Genomic DNA, 17,139 nt, shown 5'->3' with positions numbered 1-17,139 from the left:
TGGCTCAAGCGGCCATTTTTTCGATCAGGCCCATCTCTTCGCTCGACATCAGCCGGTCGATGTCCACCAGGATCAGCATCCGCTCCTCCAGCGTCCCCAGCCCGATCAGGTAGTCCGTGTCCAGCGCCGAACCCATCTCCGGCGCAGGCTTGATCTGCTCTGGTGACAGCGTGGTCACGTCCGACACGCTGTCCACCACCATCCCCACCACCCGGCCTGCGATGTTCAGCACGATCACCACCGTGAACTGGTCGTAGCTCGGCGTCCCCAGCTTGAACTTGATGCGCATGTCGATGATCGGAACGATGATCCCGCGCAGGTTCACCACCCCCTTGATGTACTCCGGCGCGTTCGCAATCCGCGTCACCGCGTCGTAGCCGCGCAGCTCCTGCACCTTCTGGATGTCGATGCCGTACTCCTCCTCGCCCAGCGTGAAGGTGACCACCTCGAGGCGGTTGGCGTTGGCGAGAACTGGGGCGCTCGCGCGCTGATGAAGGCTGGTGATCTCTACCATTGGTCGTGGGTCCTATGTGAATTTCTGCATGATCCGAACGAGCTTCTGCCCGTACTGCGGATCGGTCGCGTAGCCCGCTTTCTGCAGGCCGTGCGCAGCCTCGGCCGGGTCGTCGGTGGCCAGCACGTTGGCGTAGCGCGGGTTGCGGGTGATGAACTTCGCGTAGTCGGTGAAGGCTTCGTCGTAGGAACCGTAGGCCCTGAACTTGGCGCGCACTTTCTGCGGCTCGCCGTCGACGTATTCGGTGGTGGTGGTTTCCACCACCGGGCCCTTCCAGCCGCGGTCGGCCTTGATGCCGAACAGATTGAAGCTCTGCGTGCCGTCGTCGGCGCGGATCTCGCGCTTGCCCCAGCCCGATTCGAGCGCGGCCTGCGCCAGGATCAGGGGCGCGGGCACGCCGCTGGCCTCGCTCGCGGCCTGGGCGGAGCCGCCCATGCTCTTCACGAAGCTGTCGACGTGGCCTTGCAGCGAAGCCACCGCGGCCGGCGAAGGACGCTCGCCGTTGTTCTGGTAGACGCTCAGGTCCACCGGCATCGAGCGCCGGGTGGCCGGTGCGCCCTCCGGCGGCGAGGAGCCGAGTGGAATGCCGGCCTGCGGCTTCAACGGGAAGCCCGACGGCCCGTCGAGCGACATGGCCCCGGCTTCGCCGTCGGCCGCGCCCGAGGCCGCGCTGCGGCTCAGCTGCGCGAGCATCGCTTCGGCCAGCCCCACGCCGCGCCCCGAGAGGTTCTGCGAGAGCTGCTGGTCGAGCATGGACATGTAGACCTTCTCGTTCCGGCTCTCGAGCAGGCCGCTGGAGGGCGTGGCCTCTCGCATGCTCTTCAGCACCATGTTCATGAACAGGGCTTCGAACTGCCGCGACACCTGCTTCAAGCCCTCTTCGGGCGAGGTACGCACGGTGCGCCGCAGCGCATCGACGCCCTGCACGTCCAACGCAAAGCGCTGGTCCAGCGCGCCGCTTCGGTTTTCCAGGATCGCCATGTCAGATGATCTCGAGCTCGGCGCGCAAGGCGCCGGCGGTCTTCATGGCCTGCAGGATTGACACCAGGTCCTGCGGATTGGCGCCCAGGCTGTTGAGTCCCTTGATCACATCCGAGAGCGATGCCCCGCCGCGCACCATCTGCAGCGCGCCGCCGCCCTGGGCGATCGAGATCTGCGAGGTCTGCGTGGCCACCGTGCTGCCGCCCGAGAAGGGGCCGGGCTGGCTGATCACCGGCTCCGTGTTGATGACCACCGAGAGATTGCCGTGCGCCACCGCGCAGTCGTTGACGCGCACCGCCTGGTTCATGACCACCGAGCCGGTGCGCGCATTGATCACCACGCGCGCCACCGCCTGGGTCGGCGTGACTTCGAGCCCTTCGAGGCGCGCGAGGAAGCCGACGCGCTCCTGCGGCTCGGGGGCGCGCACGCGGATCACGCGGGCGTCCATCGCGTCGGCGGTGCCGGGGCCGAACTGGCGATTGATGGCCTCGACCGCACGCTGCGCGGTGCCGAAGTCGGAGCGGTTGAGCTCCAGCGTGAACATGCCTTCGCCGCCGATCGGCGCCTCGACGCTGCGCTCGACCAGCGCGCCGCCGGGAATGCGGCCCGAGCCGAGCTGGTTGATCTGCACCTTGCTGCCGCTGGCCGAGGCGCCCGCGCCGCCCACCACCATGTTGCCCTGCGCGATGGCGTAGGTCGCGCCGTCGACGCCCTTGAGCGGCGTCATCAGCAAGGTGCCGCCGCGCAGGCTCTTGGCATTGCCCATCGAGGACACCGTCACGTCGATGTTCTGGCCGGGCCGCGCGAACGAAGGCAGCGTGGCCGTGACCATCACGGCCGCCACGTTCTTGAGCTGCATGTTGACGCCGGCCGGAATGGTGATGCCGAGCTGCTGCAGCATGTTGTTCAGGCTCTGCGTGGTGAACGGCGTCTGCATGGTCTGGTCGCCGGTGCCGTCGAGGCCCACCATCAGGCCGTAGCCGATCAGCGGGTTGTCGCGCACGCCCTGGATGCTGGCCAGTTCCTTGAGCCGCTCGGCCTGTGCCGGAGACGACAACGCGACGGCGCACAAGGCCGAGAAGATGCAGCGCCGGAGAAATTTGAAGTTCATGATCAGAACGGCATCACATTGAGGAAGAAGCGCTGCATCCAGCCCATGTGCTGGGCCTCGTCGATGTAGCCCTTGGCCGTGTATTCGATGCGCGCATCGGCCACCAGGGTCGAGGGCACGGTGTTGCTGCCGGAGACGGTACGCGGGTTCACCACGCCCGAGAAGCGGATGTATTCGGTGCCCTGATTGATGCCCATCTGCTTCTCGCCGGAAACCAGCAGGTTGCCGTTGGGCATGACGTCGACCACGGTCACGGTGATCACGCCGTTGAAGGTGTTGTTGGCGTTGGCGCCGCCCTTGGCATTGAGGATGTTGTTGCCGGAGAGCTTCGCGTCCTGCTCGTCCAGCAGACCGCCCAGCAGCTTCGGGATGGTCGGGAAGGCAGCCGTCAGGCTGCCGCTGCGGCTGGCATTGGCGCCCGAGTTCTTGCTGGCGTTGACCTTCTCGCTGATCACGATGGTCAGGATGTCGCCGACATTGCGCGGACGGCGGTCCTCGAACAGCGCATTGGCGCCGGGCCCGTCGCGGAAGATCGCGCCGTTGGCGCGCGGCGCCGGCAGCGCCGCATAGGTGTTGGCGCGCGCCGTCATCGGCTGGTGCACCAGCGGCTCGCGCGGGATCTGCGCGCAGCCGGTGGCGAGCACCAGCGTGCAGACGGCAAGACGATGAAGACGCGCGCTCTGCATCACAGTTGCGCGAGGCGCTGCAGCATCTGGTCGGAGGTTTGCACGGCCTTGCTGTTGATTTCGTAAGCGCGCTGGGTCGCGATCATGTTGACCAGCTCCTCCACCACGTTGACGTTCGATGCCTCGACGTAGCCCTGGCTCAGGATGCCGGCACCTTCGAGGCCCGGGTTCAGCTGGTTGGGCGCGCCCGAGGAATCGGTCTCCGCATAGAGGTTCTCGCCCATGCTCTGCAAGCCGGCCGGATTCAGGAAGGTGGCCAGCTGCAGTTGGCCGACCTGCACCGTGGCGGTGCTGCCGGCCTGCGTGACCGAGACCATGCCGTCGCGGCCGATGGTCATGCTGGTGGCGTTCTGCGGAATGGTGATGGCCGGCTGCACCGGGAAGCCGCTGGCAGTGACGAGCTGGCCGTCGCGGTCGGTCTGGAAGGAGCCGTCGCGCGTGTACGAGGTGGTGCCGTCGGGCATCAGCACCTGGAAGAAGCCGGCGCCGTTGATCGCGACATCCTTCGGGTTGTCGGTCTTGGTCATGTTGCCCTGCGCATGGATGCGCTCGGTGGCGACCACGTGCACGCCGGTGCCGACCTGCAGGCCCGAAGGCAGCCGCGTCTGGTCCGAGGTCTGGCCGCCGACCTGGCGCAGGTTCTGGTACATCAGGTCCTCGAACACGGCGCGGCTGCGCTTGAAGCCGGTGGTGCCGACGTTGGCGAGGTTGTTCGACACCACGTCGAGCTGGGTTTGCTGGGCGTCGAGGCCGGTCTTGGCGATGTAGAGCGAGCGCATCATGGGAGAAATTCCTTCAGGGGTTGGTGGGCTAGCCGTACGCCAGCAACTTGTTGGCCGACTGCGCGTTGGTGTCCGCGGTCTGCATCGACTTCATCTGCATCTCGAAGCTGCGGGCCTGGGCAATCATCGAAACCATGGCTTCGACCGCGTTGACGTTGCTGCCCTCGACCACGCCGCTGGCGACGGTCACGGCCGCGTCGGCCTCGGCCGGCGGCAGGCCCGCGCGCATGCGAAAGAGCCCGTCGGCGCCGCGCACCAGGTCGGCCGTCGGCGGATTGACCAGCTTCAGGCGCCCCACTTCGGCCACGCCGACCAGCGGGTCGCCGGCGCCGCGGGCCGTGACGGCGCCGTTGGGCGCGATCTGCACCGTGGAGCCCGGCGGCACCACCAGCGCGCCGCCCTCGCCGACCACCGGGCGCGCGCCCATGGTCAGCAGCTGGCCGTCGCCGCCGACCTGCAGGTTGCCCACACGCGTGTAGGCCTCGCCGCCGTCGGGCGTCTGCACCACGAGCCAGCCATCGCCGTGCACCGCGACATCGAGGGCGCGGCCGGTCTCGGTCAGCGGACCGTGGCTGAAGTCGGCGCCCGGCGTGATGGCGGCGACGAAGGCGCGCGTTTGCGCTTCCTCGCCGACCACCGGCACCGCGCGAAAGCTGTTGACCTGCGCGCGAAAGCCCGGCGTCGAGACGTTCGCCATGTTGTTGGCGACCGAGGCCTGCTGCTCCATGGCCTGCTTGGCGCCGCTCATGGCGACATACAACATGCGGTCCACTGGGTGCTCCTGCCGCTCAGCGGATGTTGATCAGCGTCTGGACGACCTGATCCTGCGTCTTCACCGTCTGCGCGTTGGCCTGGTAGCTGCGCTGGGCCACGATCAGGTTGACGAGCTCGGAAGTGAGGTCGACGTTGGAAGCCTCGAGCGCGCCCGAGGCGAGCGAGCCCTGCTTGGTGCCCGCGCCCGGCGTGCCGGTGAGCGCCTGGCCCGAGGCCTGGGTCTCGGCCCAGACGTTGTTGCCCTTGGGCTCCAGGCCGTTGGGGTTGGCGAAGCTCGACAGCACCACCTGGCCCAGCAGCTGGGTCTGCTCGTTGGAGAACTTGCCGGTGATGGTGCCGTCGGGGTTGATCGAGTAGGCGGTCAGCGAGCCCGAGGTATAGCCGTCCTGGTTGAGCTTGTTGATCGCGTTGGCATTGCCGAACTGCGTGGTGCCCGAGAGGTCGACCGTGACGTTCATCGCCGCCGAACCGTTTGGGAAGGTCATCGCCGGCAGGGTGATGGTGCCGCCGGCGGGCGTCAGCAGCTTGCCGTTGGCGTCGAAGGTCATGGTGGAGATCGGCGCGCCGGCGTTGAGCGCGGCACCGTCGGCCGCGCCGTAGACGCTCCAGGCATTGGCGCCGGTCTTCACGAAGAAGACGCCCAGCTCGTGCGGATTGCCCAGCGAGTCGTAGACCGGCCCGAGCGCGTTGGAGTAGTTGTAGGTGTCCGAGTCGGCCACGTTGAAGGGCGTCTTGGTGGGCGTCACGCTGCGCGAGTCGAGGTTGAACTCGGCCTGCACGCCGGTGGTGGCCTTCGGGTCCATGGCGGTGGTCGGGATGCGGATCGCCGAGGGCGTGCCGCCTTCGATGCCGCCGGTGGCCGAGACGCCGAAGCCCGTCAGCCGCAGGCCGGCGGCGTTGACGATGTAGCCGTCCTGGTCCTTGGTGAACTGGCCATTGCGCGAGTACATGATCTCGCCGCTCGGGCTGGAGAGGCGGAAGAAGCCGTCGCCGTTGAGGATGGCCACGTCCAGCGGGCGGCTGCTGGTCTGGGTCACGCCCTGCGTGAAGTTCTGCGTCACGCCGGCCACCGAGGCACCCAGGCCGATGCGCGATCCGGCATACACGTCCTGGAAGGTCGCGGCAGCCGACTTGAAGCCCACGGTGCCCGAGTTGGCGATGTTGTTGCCGATGACGTCGAGGTTGGCGGCGGCGACAGACAGGCCGCTGATGCCCTGGGAAAAACTCATGATCGATCCTTGTTTCGAGGCGATGAAAGAACGGCTTGCAGCACGACGGCCTCCGCCGAGGGAGAAGACAGGCGGAAGACTCAAAGGAACATGCGGACGTCGGCCAGGCCGATGCTGCGGCCCGAGGCCAGCTCGAGCGTGACGCCGCTCGTGCCCTGCTTGACGGCGGCCACCTGCGAGAAGGTGAGCGCGGTCGCCTCGACCGTGGTGCCGTTGTTGTCGGCGGCCACCGTGAAGGTGTAGCTGCCGGCCGGTGCGACGGTGCCGTCGTCGGCCTTGCCGTCCCAGGTGACGGCGTTGACGCCTTCGGGCAACGAGCCGAGGTTGAGCGTGCGCACCGTGTTGCCCACGGCGTCGCGGATCTTCACCTCGACGTCGCCGGCCGAGCCCGGCAGCTGCACCGCGAAGGGCACGACCGCCGGGTCCTTGCCCGCTTCCGGCGCCTTGGTGGCGATCTCGTTGCCGGGCGACAGCACGTTGTAGCCGATCAGCGATGCCGCCTGCAGCACCTGGTTGGCGCCGGTCTGGTTCACCAGGCCGGAGAGCGTGCCGTTGAGCTTCTCGATGCCGCTCACGGTGCTCATCTGCGCGAGCTGCGAGGTGAGCTCGGCGTTCTGCATCGGGTTGAGCGGATCCTGGTTGTTGAGCTGCGTCACCAGCAGCTTGAGAAAGCGCTGCTCGCTGTCGGCGCCGCTCACACTGTTGTTGCTCTGCGCCGAGCTGGTGGTGTTCGTGCCGGTGATGGCGAGGGAGTCGTCGATGGCCATGGGTTCGCTTCTTGTGGTTGGGATTTACTGGCCGATCGTCAGCGTCTTGACCATCAGCGTCTTGGCGGTGTTGAGCACCTCGACGTTGGCCTGGTAGCTGCGCGAGGCGGAAATCATGTTGGTCATCTCTTCGACCACGTTGACGTTGGACATGGTCACGTAGCCCGCGGGATTGGCATGGGGGTTCTTCGGGTCGTAGACCATCTTCATGGGCGAGGGGTCTTCCACCACGCCCGCGACCTGGACGCCGCCGATGTCCTGCTGCCCCGAGGCCGCGACCTCGAAGACGACCTGCTTGGCGCGGTAGGGCTGGCCGTCCGGACCGGCCACGCTCTCGGCATTGGCCAGGTTGCTCGCGGTCACGTTCATGCGCTGCGACTGCGCGGCCATGGCGGAGCCCGCCACATTGAAGATGTTCATGGAAGCGCTGGGCAAGGGCATGGTGGTTCCTACTGCACTGCCGACAGCAGCGACTTGATCTTGGCGCTGAGCACCGTGAGGTTGGCCTCGTAGCGCAGCGCGTTGTCGGCGAAGTTGATGCGCTCGGCATCCATCTCGACGGTGTTGCCGTCGATGCTGGATTGGCTTGGCACGCGATAGAGCAGGTCGGCATCGGGCACTGCCGATGCTTCGGCCTGCAGGTGGCGCGCGGAGGTGGTGGAAAGCGTCACCGACTGCGCAGCGCGGCCCTGCTCCACGGCCTGCGAGAGCCGGCTCGCGAAATCGAAGTCACGCGCCTTGTAGTTGGGCGTGTCGGCATGGGCGATGTTGGCCGCCAGCACCTCCTGGCGCTGCGCCCGGAGATTGAGTGCTTCGCGGTTGAAGCGAAGCGCCGCATCCAGCTTGTCGATCATGTTGTTCCATCAGTTGGAGGTGTCGCGTCCCAGGTGGGCATGGCGACTGATGGAAAGCGAGTCTATGCACGGGTCGTGTTTGCAATGGGCCGAACAAAGGGGCATTTGGGGTGCACTTCGCACCTTCAGGCGGAGCCACGCATTCCTAGAATCGCTGGACCGATGATGGAAACAACCCGCTCCTTTCGCCGTCTCCTCCTCCTGCTGCTCGCGGTGCTGGCCGCAGCGCCGGCCGCGGCCGCGCCAGGGGATGCGCGCGCCGTCATCGAACAGTTTCTGCAAGCGCAGACCGCCGGCCTCCCGGGCAAGGTGCGCATCGACGTGAGCATGCCGGCTTCGGGCGCGCTGCCTCCCTGCGAATCGCTCCAGGCTTTCCTGCCCAGGGGCGCCGCACCCTCGGGCCGGGTATCGGTGGGCCTGCGCTGCGCCGGCGACAAGCCCTGGACGCGTTTCGTGCAGGCGCGCGTCGCCATCGAGGGCCGTTACTTCGTGGCCGCGCGCGCCATCGATGCCGGCCAGGCCCTGGGCGCCGGCGACCTGGCCGAACGCACGGGCGATCTCAGCGCGCTGCCGCGCTCGGTCGTGACCGATGCCGCCGAACTCAGGGGCGTGGTGGCCGTCAACCGCATCGCCGCCGGCGCGCCCGTGCGGCGCGAGGCGGTGCGCGGCGTGGTCGTGATCCAGCAGGGCCAGACGGTGCAGGTGGTGGCCGTTGGGCCGGGCTTCACCGTCAGCACCGAGGCCCGGGCCATGACCCGCGCCGAGATCGGCGCGACCGTGCAGGCCAAGACGCGCGACGGCCGCCTGGTCAGCGGCGTGGCGGACGAAGGCGGCCAGATCCGACTCTCGCAATAGGTGACCCTAAAGTTCCGCCCTAAACTGCCGATAAACGGGTCAGCCCCTGAGGAACCATCTTGAAAATCGATCAATCCGCCCCGTCGGCCACACCGCTCTCCCGCACCGCCAAGGGCGGCAAGGCCCTGCCGGCCACCGGCGCCGATGCCGCCGAAGGCGCCAAGGAATCGGTGCAGGTTTCCACGGGTCAGGTTCATTCGCTACCCAGCTCGCCCAGCACCGACTTCGATGCCGCGCGCGTCGCCTCGATCCGCGAGGACATCCGCGCCGGCCGCTACGAAATCCATCCCGAGCGGATCGCCAAGGGCCTCCTGGCCAGCGTGCGCGACCTGCTCGGCGCCAAGAAAGACCTGTGAACGTGATCCTGCTGCCTCATTTGCTGGCCGAGAAGTCCTGCGTCGAAGAATTCCTTGCGATTCTGGACCTGGAGGCGCAGGCCATGAAGAACAATCTCTTCGCCGACCTCGGCCCGCTCACCGAACAGAAGACCGCCCTGCTCGACCGCCTGGCCGCGCTCGACCAGGCGCGCGAATCGGCGCAAGTGGCGCTGGGCTTCGAACCCGGCCGTACCGGTGCCGATGAAGCGGCAGCCGCCGCCGGCGAAGCATCGCAAGAGGCCTGGACGGCGCTGCTGGAACTTGCGGACCGCGCCAAGGCCGACAACCGCCAGATCGGATCGATGGTCTACGGCCATCTGGACTTCACCCAGAACGCGCTCGACTATCTGCAGGCGAGCAAGCAGCCCTTCTACGGGCCGGACGGGATCCGCAAGGCGGCGGGCGCTTCGGGGACGCGGCTGGCGCTGGGGTAGGTTCTGCCGCAAGGGGCCTGAACCTTGCCAAATTTTGCCATTCGATTTAGCCTTGGGCCATGAGCACGATGAACATCTCTCTGCCCGACACCCTCAAGGCATTCGTCGACAAGCAGGTCGATCAACGCGGCTACGGCACCAGCAGCGAATACGTACGAGAACTGATCCGCAAAGACCAGGAGCGTTTGCATCTGCGGGATCTGTTAATGGCAGGCGCAGAGTCCGCACCCGGGGCGCCGGCTGATGCCGGCTATTTCGAGAGCCTACGTAACCGGACGCGAAAGGCAGCCAGGACTGGTGCTCGCAGGTGAAGCTTAGGCGCGTTGTTCCGCGCGAACAGGCGAACCGGGACGTCGAAGATGCAATCTCGCATTACCTGGCGGAAGACGCCGAACACGCCGCACTCGGATTCGTTGATGCCTTGGAGCAGGCCTATGCCCACATTGGCCGTCATCCGTCCACCGGTTCGCCACGCTACGCCCATGAGCTGAACCTGCCGGGCCTTCGTTCCTGGCCGCTGACGCGCTATCCCTATCTCGTGTTCTACATCGAGCATGCCGATCACATCGATGTCTGGCGCGTGCTGCATGGCCAACGCGATATCCCGGCGTGGATGCAGGCGTCGGATTCAACCTGACGGACCTCTCAAGCCTCCCGCGTTGTTGCGCGCCAGCTTGCTTTTCTCTATTCAGTGGGTGCCGGCGCTCAACCCTTGCTTGGATTGAGCAAATACTTCTCCCCGGTCGCGTGCTTCGCATAGACCGCGATCTCTTCGGGCCTCAGTGCCTCTGACATCGACACCTCCTTGGTGTAGCGGCTCGCAAAGGTGGTCTTCAGTTCGGCCGCCACGCGCTCCTTGAGCTTCTTCGCGCCCTCCGGGCCGATCTTCTGCAGGAAGGGAAACAGCAGCCAGCCGCCCATGCCCCAGGCCATGCCGAAATTGCGCACGAACTCGGTGGGGCCACGGTCGAGGCCGCCGTAGATGTAGACCTGCTTGTGGGTGGAGGAGCCGTAGCGGCTGTATTCGGTGGCGCTCTTGTTCAAGGCCGCTTCCATGCAGCTCAGGATCTGACCGGCCAACTTGCCGCCGCCGATGGCGTCGAAGGCCAGCGTGGCGCCGGTGGCGACCAGCGCGTCGGTCAGGTCCTGCATGAAGGTGGGCGCACTCGCATTGCACACGTACCTGGCGCCGATCGCGCGCAGGATCTCTTCCTGCTCCTTCTTGCGCACGATGTTCACCAGGCCGATGCCGTCCTGGATGCAGATGCGGTTGAGCATCTGGCCGAGGTTGGAGGCCGCGGCCGTGTGCACCAGCGCCTTGTGGCCCTCGCGCCGCATGGTCTCGACCATGCCGAGCGCGGTGAGCGGATTGACGAAGGACGATGCGCCCTCGGCCGGCGTCGTGCCCTCGGGCAGCAGCATGCATTGGGCGACCGGGATGCAGCGGTACTGGGTGTACATCGCGCCGCCGATCAGCGCGACCGTCTTGCCCAGAAGCGCCTGCGCCGCGGGCGAGGAACCCGCCGCCACGACCACCCCCGCGCCTTCGTTGCCCACGGCCATCGACGCATCCAGGCGCGCGTCCATGCTCTTCATCGCGGCCTCGGGGACGCTGGCCGTGACCACCGGTCGCGCCGGCGTGCCCGAGGCCTTGGCCGTGGCCATGTCGGCAGCGCCGAACAGGAGGCCGAGGTCCGAAGGGTTCATGGGCGCGGCCTCGACGCGCACGATGACTTCGTCGGGCTTGGGCTCGGGAACCGGTTCTTCGGCCAGCGAGAGTTCGAGCTCGCCGCTGCGCTTGATCAGGGAGCGGAGTTGCAGGGTGGTGCGGGGTATCTCGGCGGGCATGGCGTATCTCCAGGCTGGGGCCGGCCAGTATAGGCAGGCTCGGCGCCGGTGCGCCTCCCCGGTGGCGCGTGACTTCTTGCGCAGAACGACTGACAAATCCTTTCAAAAGTCTTACTTCTGTTTACCTAAGTAGTAATATGTGACTTCTTCACATACGCATCTCTTGCGCGGAAATTGGCTGAACAAACCCACCGATGACCCCATCCGTGGGAGGAGGAGACGCCCGATGCTGGTGCACAGGCTGGACAGGAAAAACGAGATGGATACGAGTCTTGCTGCCGACGCCGCCGATGCGCGGATGGTGGCCAGGATGCGGCTCGTGCTGTCCGTCTCCGCCCTGCTCGCGATTTTTGTCGATCCTGCGGGCTTGAGGGGCATCGGCGGCTTCACCTGGCTGCTGTTCTTCGGCTACATCCTGCACAGTTTGGCCGTTTATCTCTATACGCAACTCGATGCCCCGTTTTCGCAGAGCAAGCTGATTCACTGGCTGGATGTCTTCTGGTATGGGCTGATCGTTCTTTTCACGGACGGCATCCACAGCTTCTTCTTCCTGTTCTTCTTCTTCGCCATCCTCACCTCGTCCTTCCGATGGGGCTTCAACGAGGGCGCGCGCGTCACCCTCGCTTCGGTCGGATTGTTCGCCGCCTGCGGACTGGGAACGACGACCGAGCAGGACCTCCCCCGCCTGCTGCTGCGCGCCACCTTCCTGCTTGCGTTCGGCTACATGAGCATCCATTGGGGCGGCTCGAAGGTCGAACTGAAACGGCGGCTCGCGCTGCTGCGCGACGTCAGCCGCGTATCAAATCCGCGCTTCGGCGTCGATCACACCGTCACCAGCATTCTGGAGAGGACACAGGTGTTCTTCCAGGGAAGCTGCTGCTTGCTGATCGTCCGGGACAAGGAGTCGGGCGCCTACTTCCTGCGCACCATCAGGGAGGGCGACGCGAAGCATTCGGTCAATGCCGAATGGATCGACGCCCAAGCGGCCGCGCCGCTCGTCGCGCTCCCGCAGAACCGCATCGTTGTCCATAACCGCGCGATCTGGCCGAAGCTGTCCCCGTTCGCCGGAGCCGCGGTGTACGACAGCACCGAGGGAAGATGGAACAAGCACGAGGAAGCGGCCTGCGAGAGCCTGGCCGAGCTTCTGGATGCCCGTTCGTTCATCAGCGCGCCGGTGTCGCTCCGAAGAAGCGAAGGCCGCATCTATGTGTTCTCGCACCAGGCCGGGTTCAGAAAGGCCGACGCGCTCTTCCTGAGCCATATCGCTGCCCAGGCCTTCCCCGTGATCGAGAACATCGAACTGCTGGACCGGATGGCCTCGGATGCGGCTTCGCAGGAACGCCAGAAGATCGCGCTGGATCTTCACGACACGGCCATCCAGCCCTACATCGGATTGAAGATGGGCCTCAGTGCTCTGCGCAACAAGGCGGCCGCCGACAACCCGCTGATCGAGGATCTCGACAAGCTGGCGGACATGGCCGCCAAGGTGATCGGCGATCTGCGCCGCTATGCCGGCACGGTCAAGAATGGCCTTGGCAAGACGGAACAAGTCTTCCTCATGGTCCTGCGCCAGCAGGCAGCGCAGGCCAGGGATTTCTACGGGATCGACATCTCGGTCTGCGTGCAGGGCGAGCTCAACGTGAGCGACCGCCTGACCGCGGAGATATTGCAGATCGTGCGCGAGGGCTTGAGCAACATCTGCAAGCACACCTTCGCGCACCACGGCGCCGTCAAGCTGGAATGCGTGGACGGCTTGCTCAGGATCCAGATCGAGAACGAATGCGACGGAACACAGTCGATCGCATTCCAGCCGAGGTCGATCACGGAACGCGCGACCGCGCTCGGCGGCAACGCGCAAGTGGTGCGGGGAACGAGCGGCGGCACTTCCGTGCACGTCGAGATACCCATCTAGGAGGTGGAACATGCAGCCAGTTGAAAAACCCATCGGTGTCATGCTTGTCGATGATCACCAGACGATGCTTTGGGGATTGTCCAGATTGATCGATGGCGAGAAGCCGCGAATGCAGGTGGTCGGGACGGCGAGAAACTGCGAAGAAGCGCTCGAGCAGGTCGACCAGGTGATTCCCGACGTCATCCTGCTGGATCTCGACCTGGGAGGAAAAAGCGCCCTGGACATTCTTCCCGGCCTGCTGTCCAACTCGGTCTCCCGCGTAATGATCCTGACCGGCGAGCGTCAACAAAAAACCCTCGACCTGGCGGTCCTCGGCGGCGCCCGGGGTGTGTTGCGCAAGGACGCAGCCGCGGACCAGGTGCTCCAGGCGATCGAAAGAATGCACAAGGGCGAGCTGTGCGTGGACAACGAAACGATGGGCCGCGTGTTCGCGGAGTTCGTGGACTCGAAGCGGGTGCACAAGGTCGACCCCGAGGCGGAGAAGCAGGCGGCACTGACCTGCAAGGAACGCAAGATCATCCACACCGTGGTCGACGGAAACGGCGCGTCAAACAAGGCGCTGGCCGAACGGCTCTTCATCACCGAGCACACCCTGCGCAACCACCTGACTTCCATCTACCAGAAGCTGGGGGTGAGCAATCGGCTGGAGCTGTATGTCTACGCCGTGAAGCACCACCTGGACAAGCTGCCGTCCTGACGGCAGCGCCTTTCTGTCACCGTCCGCCGAACATGGGGACGAGGGTTCGGATGATCTGAATGGCGGCCGGGCCCAGGATCACCATTAGGATCGACGGGAATATGCACAGGACCAGCGGAATGAGCATCTTGGTCGGAATTTTGGCGGCCAGCTCCTCCGCACGCACTTGCCGTTTGTGCCGCAGATCATCGGAAAAAACCCGAAGAGACTCGCCGATGCTCGTTCCGAACTTGTCGGCCTGGGTCAGCATGGTGGCAAAGATGCCGATTTCCTCGACGCCCGTGCGCATTGCCAGATTGCGCAGCGATTTCTCTCGCGTCCCGCCTGCCCGCATCTCGAGATTCGTCCAGTGGAGTTCTTCCGCCAGGGCGACGCTTTTTATCCTGATTTCATCGGTGACCTTCACCAACCCGGCATCGAGCCCCAGGCCTGCCTCCACGCAAACCAGCATCAAGTCGGCAGCATCAGGGAAGTTCTCGAAGATCTCCCGCTTTCTGTTCCTGGTCACGCAGTGCAGGACGAAATTCGGCAGATAGCATCCGACCAATGCCGCCATGGCAAGGTACATCACCAGCGTCAAGCCTGTCGTTTGATTCGACGCTCTCAGGGCAACAAAGGCCAATCCTGCAAGAGCAAGAGGCAGCAGGGTCTTGGATCCGAAGAAGATCAGATGCGCGTCGGGGTGCCGGATACCTGCATTGAGAAACTTGACGCGCAGCGGCGATGCCTCACCATCGATCGGCGGCGCCGAAAGCTGAGCGAAGGGGCCGACGATCTTCACCACGGATTCCGTCCACTGCGACTTGCCTGTCGGATTGGACATGGCCTGCAGCCGCTGTTCTGTCTTGCTGGGGGTCAGCCAGAGGAAGACCCCGCCGAGTGTCAAGATCACGACGAAGAAGATGAGCACGGGAAATAACAGCATTTTCTTCTCCTCTATACCCGGATCTTGATTATTTTTCTGAGAATCAAGACGCCGAAAGCCATCAGGATGAGCATGTATTTGATGATGGAGATGCCCATCGGATCTTTCCACAAGGGAGACATGAAGGACGGATTCACCAGGTTCATCACGCCCGCCAGCGCAAATGGCATCGAACCCACGATCCAGGCCGACAGCCGCCCCTCCGACGACAAGACCCTGACCTTTCCATACAGCTTCAGGCGCTCGCGAACCAAACGGCTCAGATTGCCCAGCACCTCGGTGAGGTTGCCGCCAGAGTCACGCTGGACCAGTACCGCCACGACGAAATAGCGCAAGTCAGTGAGCGGGACTCTTTCGCTCAGGTTGGTCAGCGCCTGCTGCAGCGACACCCCGAAGTTGACTTCGTCGCTGACGATGCGGAATTCATTGGCAATGGGCTCCGCCATTTCTTCGCCGATCATTTGCAAACCGGACGAGAACGAATGTCCGGACCGCAGTGCCCGGGTCACCAGGTCGAGCGCGTCGGGCAGTTGCCGCTCCAGTTTGGCCAGCCGGCTGCTTCGCTTGTGCTGCAAGTACAGCAGCGGCACCGCCGCCAGCACTGCCCCCCCGGCGGCGCCCATCAGAAGGGGCTGATGAGCCACGCCGGTCATCAAGACGAGGCCGATCACCCCGAACCCTGCGCCCGAGAGCAGCAGCTTCGAGACCGTCCAGTCCAGACCAGCCTGGAGGATGAATTTGTCGAGGCTGTGCGCTCTCGGAAGACTGAACAAGAGCCGCTGGAAGGCCGGCACCTCGCTCAGCATGCGCTGCTTCAGCAACTGTGCCTGAGCGGTCGCGTCATGAGAGGCCGACAGCGCCTGCAGTCGCTTTTCGAGCTTCTTGGCCTCGGGCCCTTTGTACGACTTCCAGATCAAATACAAGGCTTCCAGAAGAAGAAGCACGGCCACGAATACCAGTACTGCAACCACCAGGAAGGCATTGCTGCCGACGTCTTTCCACATGATCGACTCCTTTACTCGTAGCGCTTGCTCGGATCGAACATGGCATCCGGCAGCAGGACGCCAAACGATCGCAGGCGCTCGGCGAATTTCGGCCGGACGCCGGTCGCGTGGAAGTACCCCTGCACCTCGCCCTCGGCTCCCACGCCGGTTTGCTTGAAAGCGAAGATCTCCTGCATGGTGACGACGTCGCCTTCCATGCCCGTGATCTCCTGAATGCTGGTGATCTTTCGCTTTCCGTCGATCAGTCTCAGCCCCTGGATCACGACGGTGATGGCCGAAGCGATCTGCTGGCGCGCCGCGTGGTGCGGCAGATTGAGATTGGCCATCCCGATCATGTTTTCCAGCCTGGACAAAGCGTCCCGCGGCGTATTGGCGTGGATCGTCGTCAGCGAGCCTTCATGGCCGGTGTTCATGGCCTGCAGCATGTCGACCGCCTCGGCGCCGCGCACCTCGCCGATCACGATGCGGTCGGGTCGCATGCGCAGCGCGTTGCGTACCAGGGCACGCTGCGTGATCTCACCCTTGCCCTCGATGTTCATGGGGCGCGTTTCCATGCGCACCACATGCGGCTGCTGCATCTGCAGCTCGGCCGCGTCCTCGATGGTGACGATGCGCTCCGATTCCGGGATATAGCCGGACAGGATGTTCAACAGCGTGGTCTTGCCCGCACCTGTTCCGCCGGAAATGATCATGTTGACCTTGGCCTTGCTCAAGCCTTCCAGCATGAAGGCCATTTGCGGCGTCAGGCTCTTCAGGTCGTTGACCAGGTTCTCCATCTTGAGAGGAATGTGAGCAAAGCGGCGAATGGACATCATCGGCCCGTCGAGCGCCACGGGTGGAATGACTGCGTTGACGCGGGAACCGTCGGGCAGCCGGGCGTCGACCATGGGGCTCGACTCGTCGATGCGCCGCCCCACCAGCGACACGATCTTGTCGATGATCCGCAGCAAGTGCTTTTCGTCGGTAAAGGTGACGTTGGTGAGTTCCAGCTTCCCCTTGCGCTCGACGTAGATCTGCTCGTGGGAGTTGACCAGGATGTCGGACACAGTGGGGTCGGCCATCAGCAATTCGATCGGACCGAAGCCCAGCATTTCATGCTGGATGTCTCGAATGAGGGTGCGTCGTTCGATCTCATTGAGGGCTTCCTGCTCTTCCAGCAGCAAGCGTCCAACCATGGCGGAAATCTCTTGCCGCAAGACCTCGGGCGCCAGAGTCTCCAGCGCCGCCAAGTCGAACTTCTCGAGCAGCTTCAGGTGCATCCTGCCCTTCAGCGATTTGTAGGAATCGGTGGCGACCGGATTTCTGAGGACATCGACAGTGGGCTGAACCTGCGGGCGCACGATGGGCTCCATCGCGACAGCGTCAAGTTTTTCTCGAAATGACATGGGG

21 protein-coding genes are annotated in these 17,139 nt (G+C 64.9%); 7 read left to right on the top strand and 14 right to left on the bottom strand.

What is annotated here, in order from left to right; all coding sequences use genetic code 11:
• Positions 1–4: 4 nt before the first annotated feature.
• From ACSQ9I_RS08295 to flgB, 10 genes are all read right to left on the bottom strand, one after another.
• Entirely contained in the window at positions 5–514 is a 510-nt protein-coding gene (locus ACSQ9I_RS08295) for a chemotaxis protein CheW (RefSeq protein ID WP_436312812.1), read from the bottom strand.
• Positions 515–526: 12 nt separating this feature from the next.
• On the bottom strand, positions 527–1,495 hold the full coding sequence (gene flgJ / locus ACSQ9I_RS08290) for a flagellar assembly peptidoglycan hydrolase FlgJ (protein WP_436312811.1): 969 nt from the start codon (positions 1,493–1,495) through the stop codon (positions 527–529).
• A gap of 1 nt (position 1,496) precedes the next feature.
• Positions 1,497–2,606: a flagellar basal body P-ring protein FlgI gene (locus ACSQ9I_RS08285; RefSeq protein ID WP_436312810.1), complete on the bottom strand. Its 1,110-nt coding sequence runs from the start codon at positions 2,604–2,606 to the stop codon at positions 1,497–1,499.
• A gap of 2 nt (positions 2,607–2,608) precedes the next feature.
• Positions 2,609–3,292, bottom strand: coding sequence for a flagellar basal body L-ring protein FlgH (locus ACSQ9I_RS08280; protein WP_436303266.1), 684 nt, complete (start codon positions 3,290–3,292; stop codon positions 2,609–2,611).
• Positions 3,292–4,074, bottom strand: coding sequence for a flagellar basal-body rod protein FlgG (gene flgG / locus ACSQ9I_RS08275; protein ID WP_093106198.1), 783 nt, complete (start codon positions 4,072–4,074; stop codon positions 3,292–3,294). Before flgG ends, ACSQ9I_RS08280 begins: the two co-directional genes overlap by 1 nt.
• A gap of 28 nt (positions 4,075–4,102) precedes the next feature.
• Positions 4,103–4,846 carry a flagellar basal body rod protein FlgF gene (locus ACSQ9I_RS08270; RefSeq protein ID WP_436312809.1) on the bottom strand — a complete coding sequence of 248 codons (744 nt, stop codon included), beginning with the start codon at positions 4,844–4,846 and terminating at the stop codon, positions 4,103–4,105.
• A 16-nt stretch (positions 4,847–4,862) separates the two neighbouring features.
• Positions 4,863–6,077 (bottom strand): flagellar hook protein FlgE, encoded by a 1,215-nt coding sequence (gene flgE / locus ACSQ9I_RS08265; RefSeq protein WP_093106203.1) that lies wholly within the window; start codon positions 6,075–6,077, stop codon positions 4,863–4,865.
• An 80-nt stretch (positions 6,078–6,157) separates the two neighbouring features.
• The gene (locus tag ACSQ9I_RS08260) at positions 6,158–6,844 is read right to left on the bottom strand and encodes a flagellar hook assembly protein FlgD (RefSeq protein WP_436312808.1); all 687 of its coding nucleotides are present in this window, start codon (positions 6,842–6,844) and stop codon (positions 6,158–6,160) included.
• Between the two features lie 24 nt (positions 6,845–6,868).
• Entirely contained in the window at positions 6,869–7,264 is a 396-nt protein-coding gene (gene flgC / locus ACSQ9I_RS08255) for a flagellar basal body rod protein FlgC (protein WP_436315730.1), read from the bottom strand.
• Between the two features lie 29 nt (positions 7,265–7,293).
• Entirely contained in the window at positions 7,294–7,698 is a 405-nt protein-coding gene (gene flgB / locus ACSQ9I_RS08250) for a flagellar basal body rod protein FlgB (RefSeq protein WP_436308722.1), read from the bottom strand.
• Positions 7,699–7,860: 162 nt separating this feature from the next.
• Between flgB and flgA the strand changes: the two genes are divergently transcribed.
• Genes flgA through ACSQ9I_RS08225 form a run of 5 tightly spaced genes read left to right on the top strand, consistent with a single transcriptional unit; the run spans position 7,861 to position 10,001 of the window.
• A complete protein-coding gene (gene flgA / locus ACSQ9I_RS08245; protein WP_436312807.1) occupies positions 7,861–8,553 on the top strand; it encodes a flagellar basal body P-ring formation chaperone FlgA in 693 nt (230 codons plus the stop codon).
• A gap of 59 nt (positions 8,554–8,612) precedes the next feature.
• The gene (flgM, locus tag ACSQ9I_RS08240; RefSeq protein WP_436295941.1) at positions 8,613–8,909 is read left to right on the top strand and encodes a flagellar biosynthesis anti-sigma factor FlgM; all 297 of its coding nucleotides are present in this window, start codon (positions 8,613–8,615) and stop codon (positions 8,907–8,909) included.
• A complete protein-coding gene (locus ACSQ9I_RS08235) occupies positions 8,906–9,364 on the top strand; it encodes a flagella synthesis protein FlgN (protein WP_436312806.1) in 459 nt (152 codons plus the stop codon). Before flgM ends, ACSQ9I_RS08235 begins: the two co-directional genes overlap by 4 nt.
• A gap of 59 nt (positions 9,365–9,423) precedes the next feature.
• Positions 9,424–9,675 (top strand): type II toxin-antitoxin system ParD family antitoxin, encoded by a 252-nt coding sequence (locus ACSQ9I_RS08230; protein WP_436312805.1) that lies wholly within the window; start codon positions 9,424–9,426, stop codon positions 9,673–9,675.
• Positions 9,672–10,001 carry a type II toxin-antitoxin system RelE/ParE family toxin gene (locus ACSQ9I_RS08225; protein WP_093106221.1) on the top strand — a complete coding sequence of 110 codons (330 nt, stop codon included), beginning with the start codon at positions 9,672–9,674 and terminating at the stop codon, positions 9,999–10,001. The genes ACSQ9I_RS08230 and ACSQ9I_RS08225 overlap by 4 nt, the downstream gene beginning before the upstream one ends.
• Before the next feature lie 68 nt (positions 10,002–10,069).
• Here ACSQ9I_RS08225 and ACSQ9I_RS08220 read toward each other — a convergent pair whose 3' ends face one another.
• Positions 10,070–11,212, bottom strand: coding sequence for a zinc-binding dehydrogenase (locus ACSQ9I_RS08220; protein WP_436312804.1), 1,143 nt, complete (start codon positions 11,210–11,212; stop codon positions 10,070–10,072).
• 259 nt (positions 11,213–11,471) lie between these two features.
• Between ACSQ9I_RS08220 and ACSQ9I_RS08215 the strand changes: the two genes are divergently transcribed.
• Together ACSQ9I_RS08215 and ACSQ9I_RS08210 are read left to right on the top strand one after the other, a co-directional pair.
• On the top strand, positions 11,472–13,124 hold the full coding sequence (locus ACSQ9I_RS08215) for a sensor histidine kinase (protein WP_436312803.1): 1,653 nt from the start codon (positions 11,472–11,474) through the stop codon (positions 13,122–13,124).
• Positions 13,125–13,134: 10 nt separating this feature from the next.
• Positions 13,135–13,821 carry a response regulator gene (locus ACSQ9I_RS08210; RefSeq protein ID WP_436303255.1) on the top strand — a complete coding sequence of 229 codons (687 nt, stop codon included), beginning with the start codon at positions 13,135–13,137 and terminating at the stop codon, positions 13,819–13,821.
• Positions 13,822–13,837: 16 nt separating this feature from the next.
• Here ACSQ9I_RS08210 and ACSQ9I_RS08205 read toward each other — a convergent pair whose 3' ends face one another.
• The 3 genes from ACSQ9I_RS08205 to ACSQ9I_RS08195 are packed head-to-tail and all read right to left on the bottom strand — an operon-like array spanning position 13,838 to position 17,135.
• A complete protein-coding gene (locus ACSQ9I_RS08205; protein ID WP_436312802.1) occupies positions 13,838–14,746 on the bottom strand; it encodes a type II secretion system F family protein in 909 nt (302 codons plus the stop codon).
• Between the two features lie 11 nt (positions 14,747–14,757).
• Entirely contained in the window at positions 14,758–15,750 is a 993-nt protein-coding gene (locus ACSQ9I_RS08200; protein WP_436303253.1) for a type II secretion system F family protein, read from the bottom strand.
• A gap of 11 nt (positions 15,751–15,761) precedes the next feature.
• The gene (locus ACSQ9I_RS08195) at positions 15,762–17,135 is read right to left on the bottom strand and encodes a CpaF family protein (RefSeq protein WP_436303252.1); all 1,374 of its coding nucleotides are present in this window, start codon (positions 17,133–17,135) and stop codon (positions 15,762–15,764) included.
• Positions 17,136–17,139: the final 4 nt, after the last annotated feature.

Source organism: Variovorax sp. LjRoot84 (assembly GCF_964254305.1).
Classification (GTDB): Bacteria; Pseudomonadota; Gammaproteobacteria; order Burkholderiales; family Burkholderiaceae_C; genus Variovorax.
This window is presented reverse-complemented; position numbering and strand designations above follow the sequence as displayed.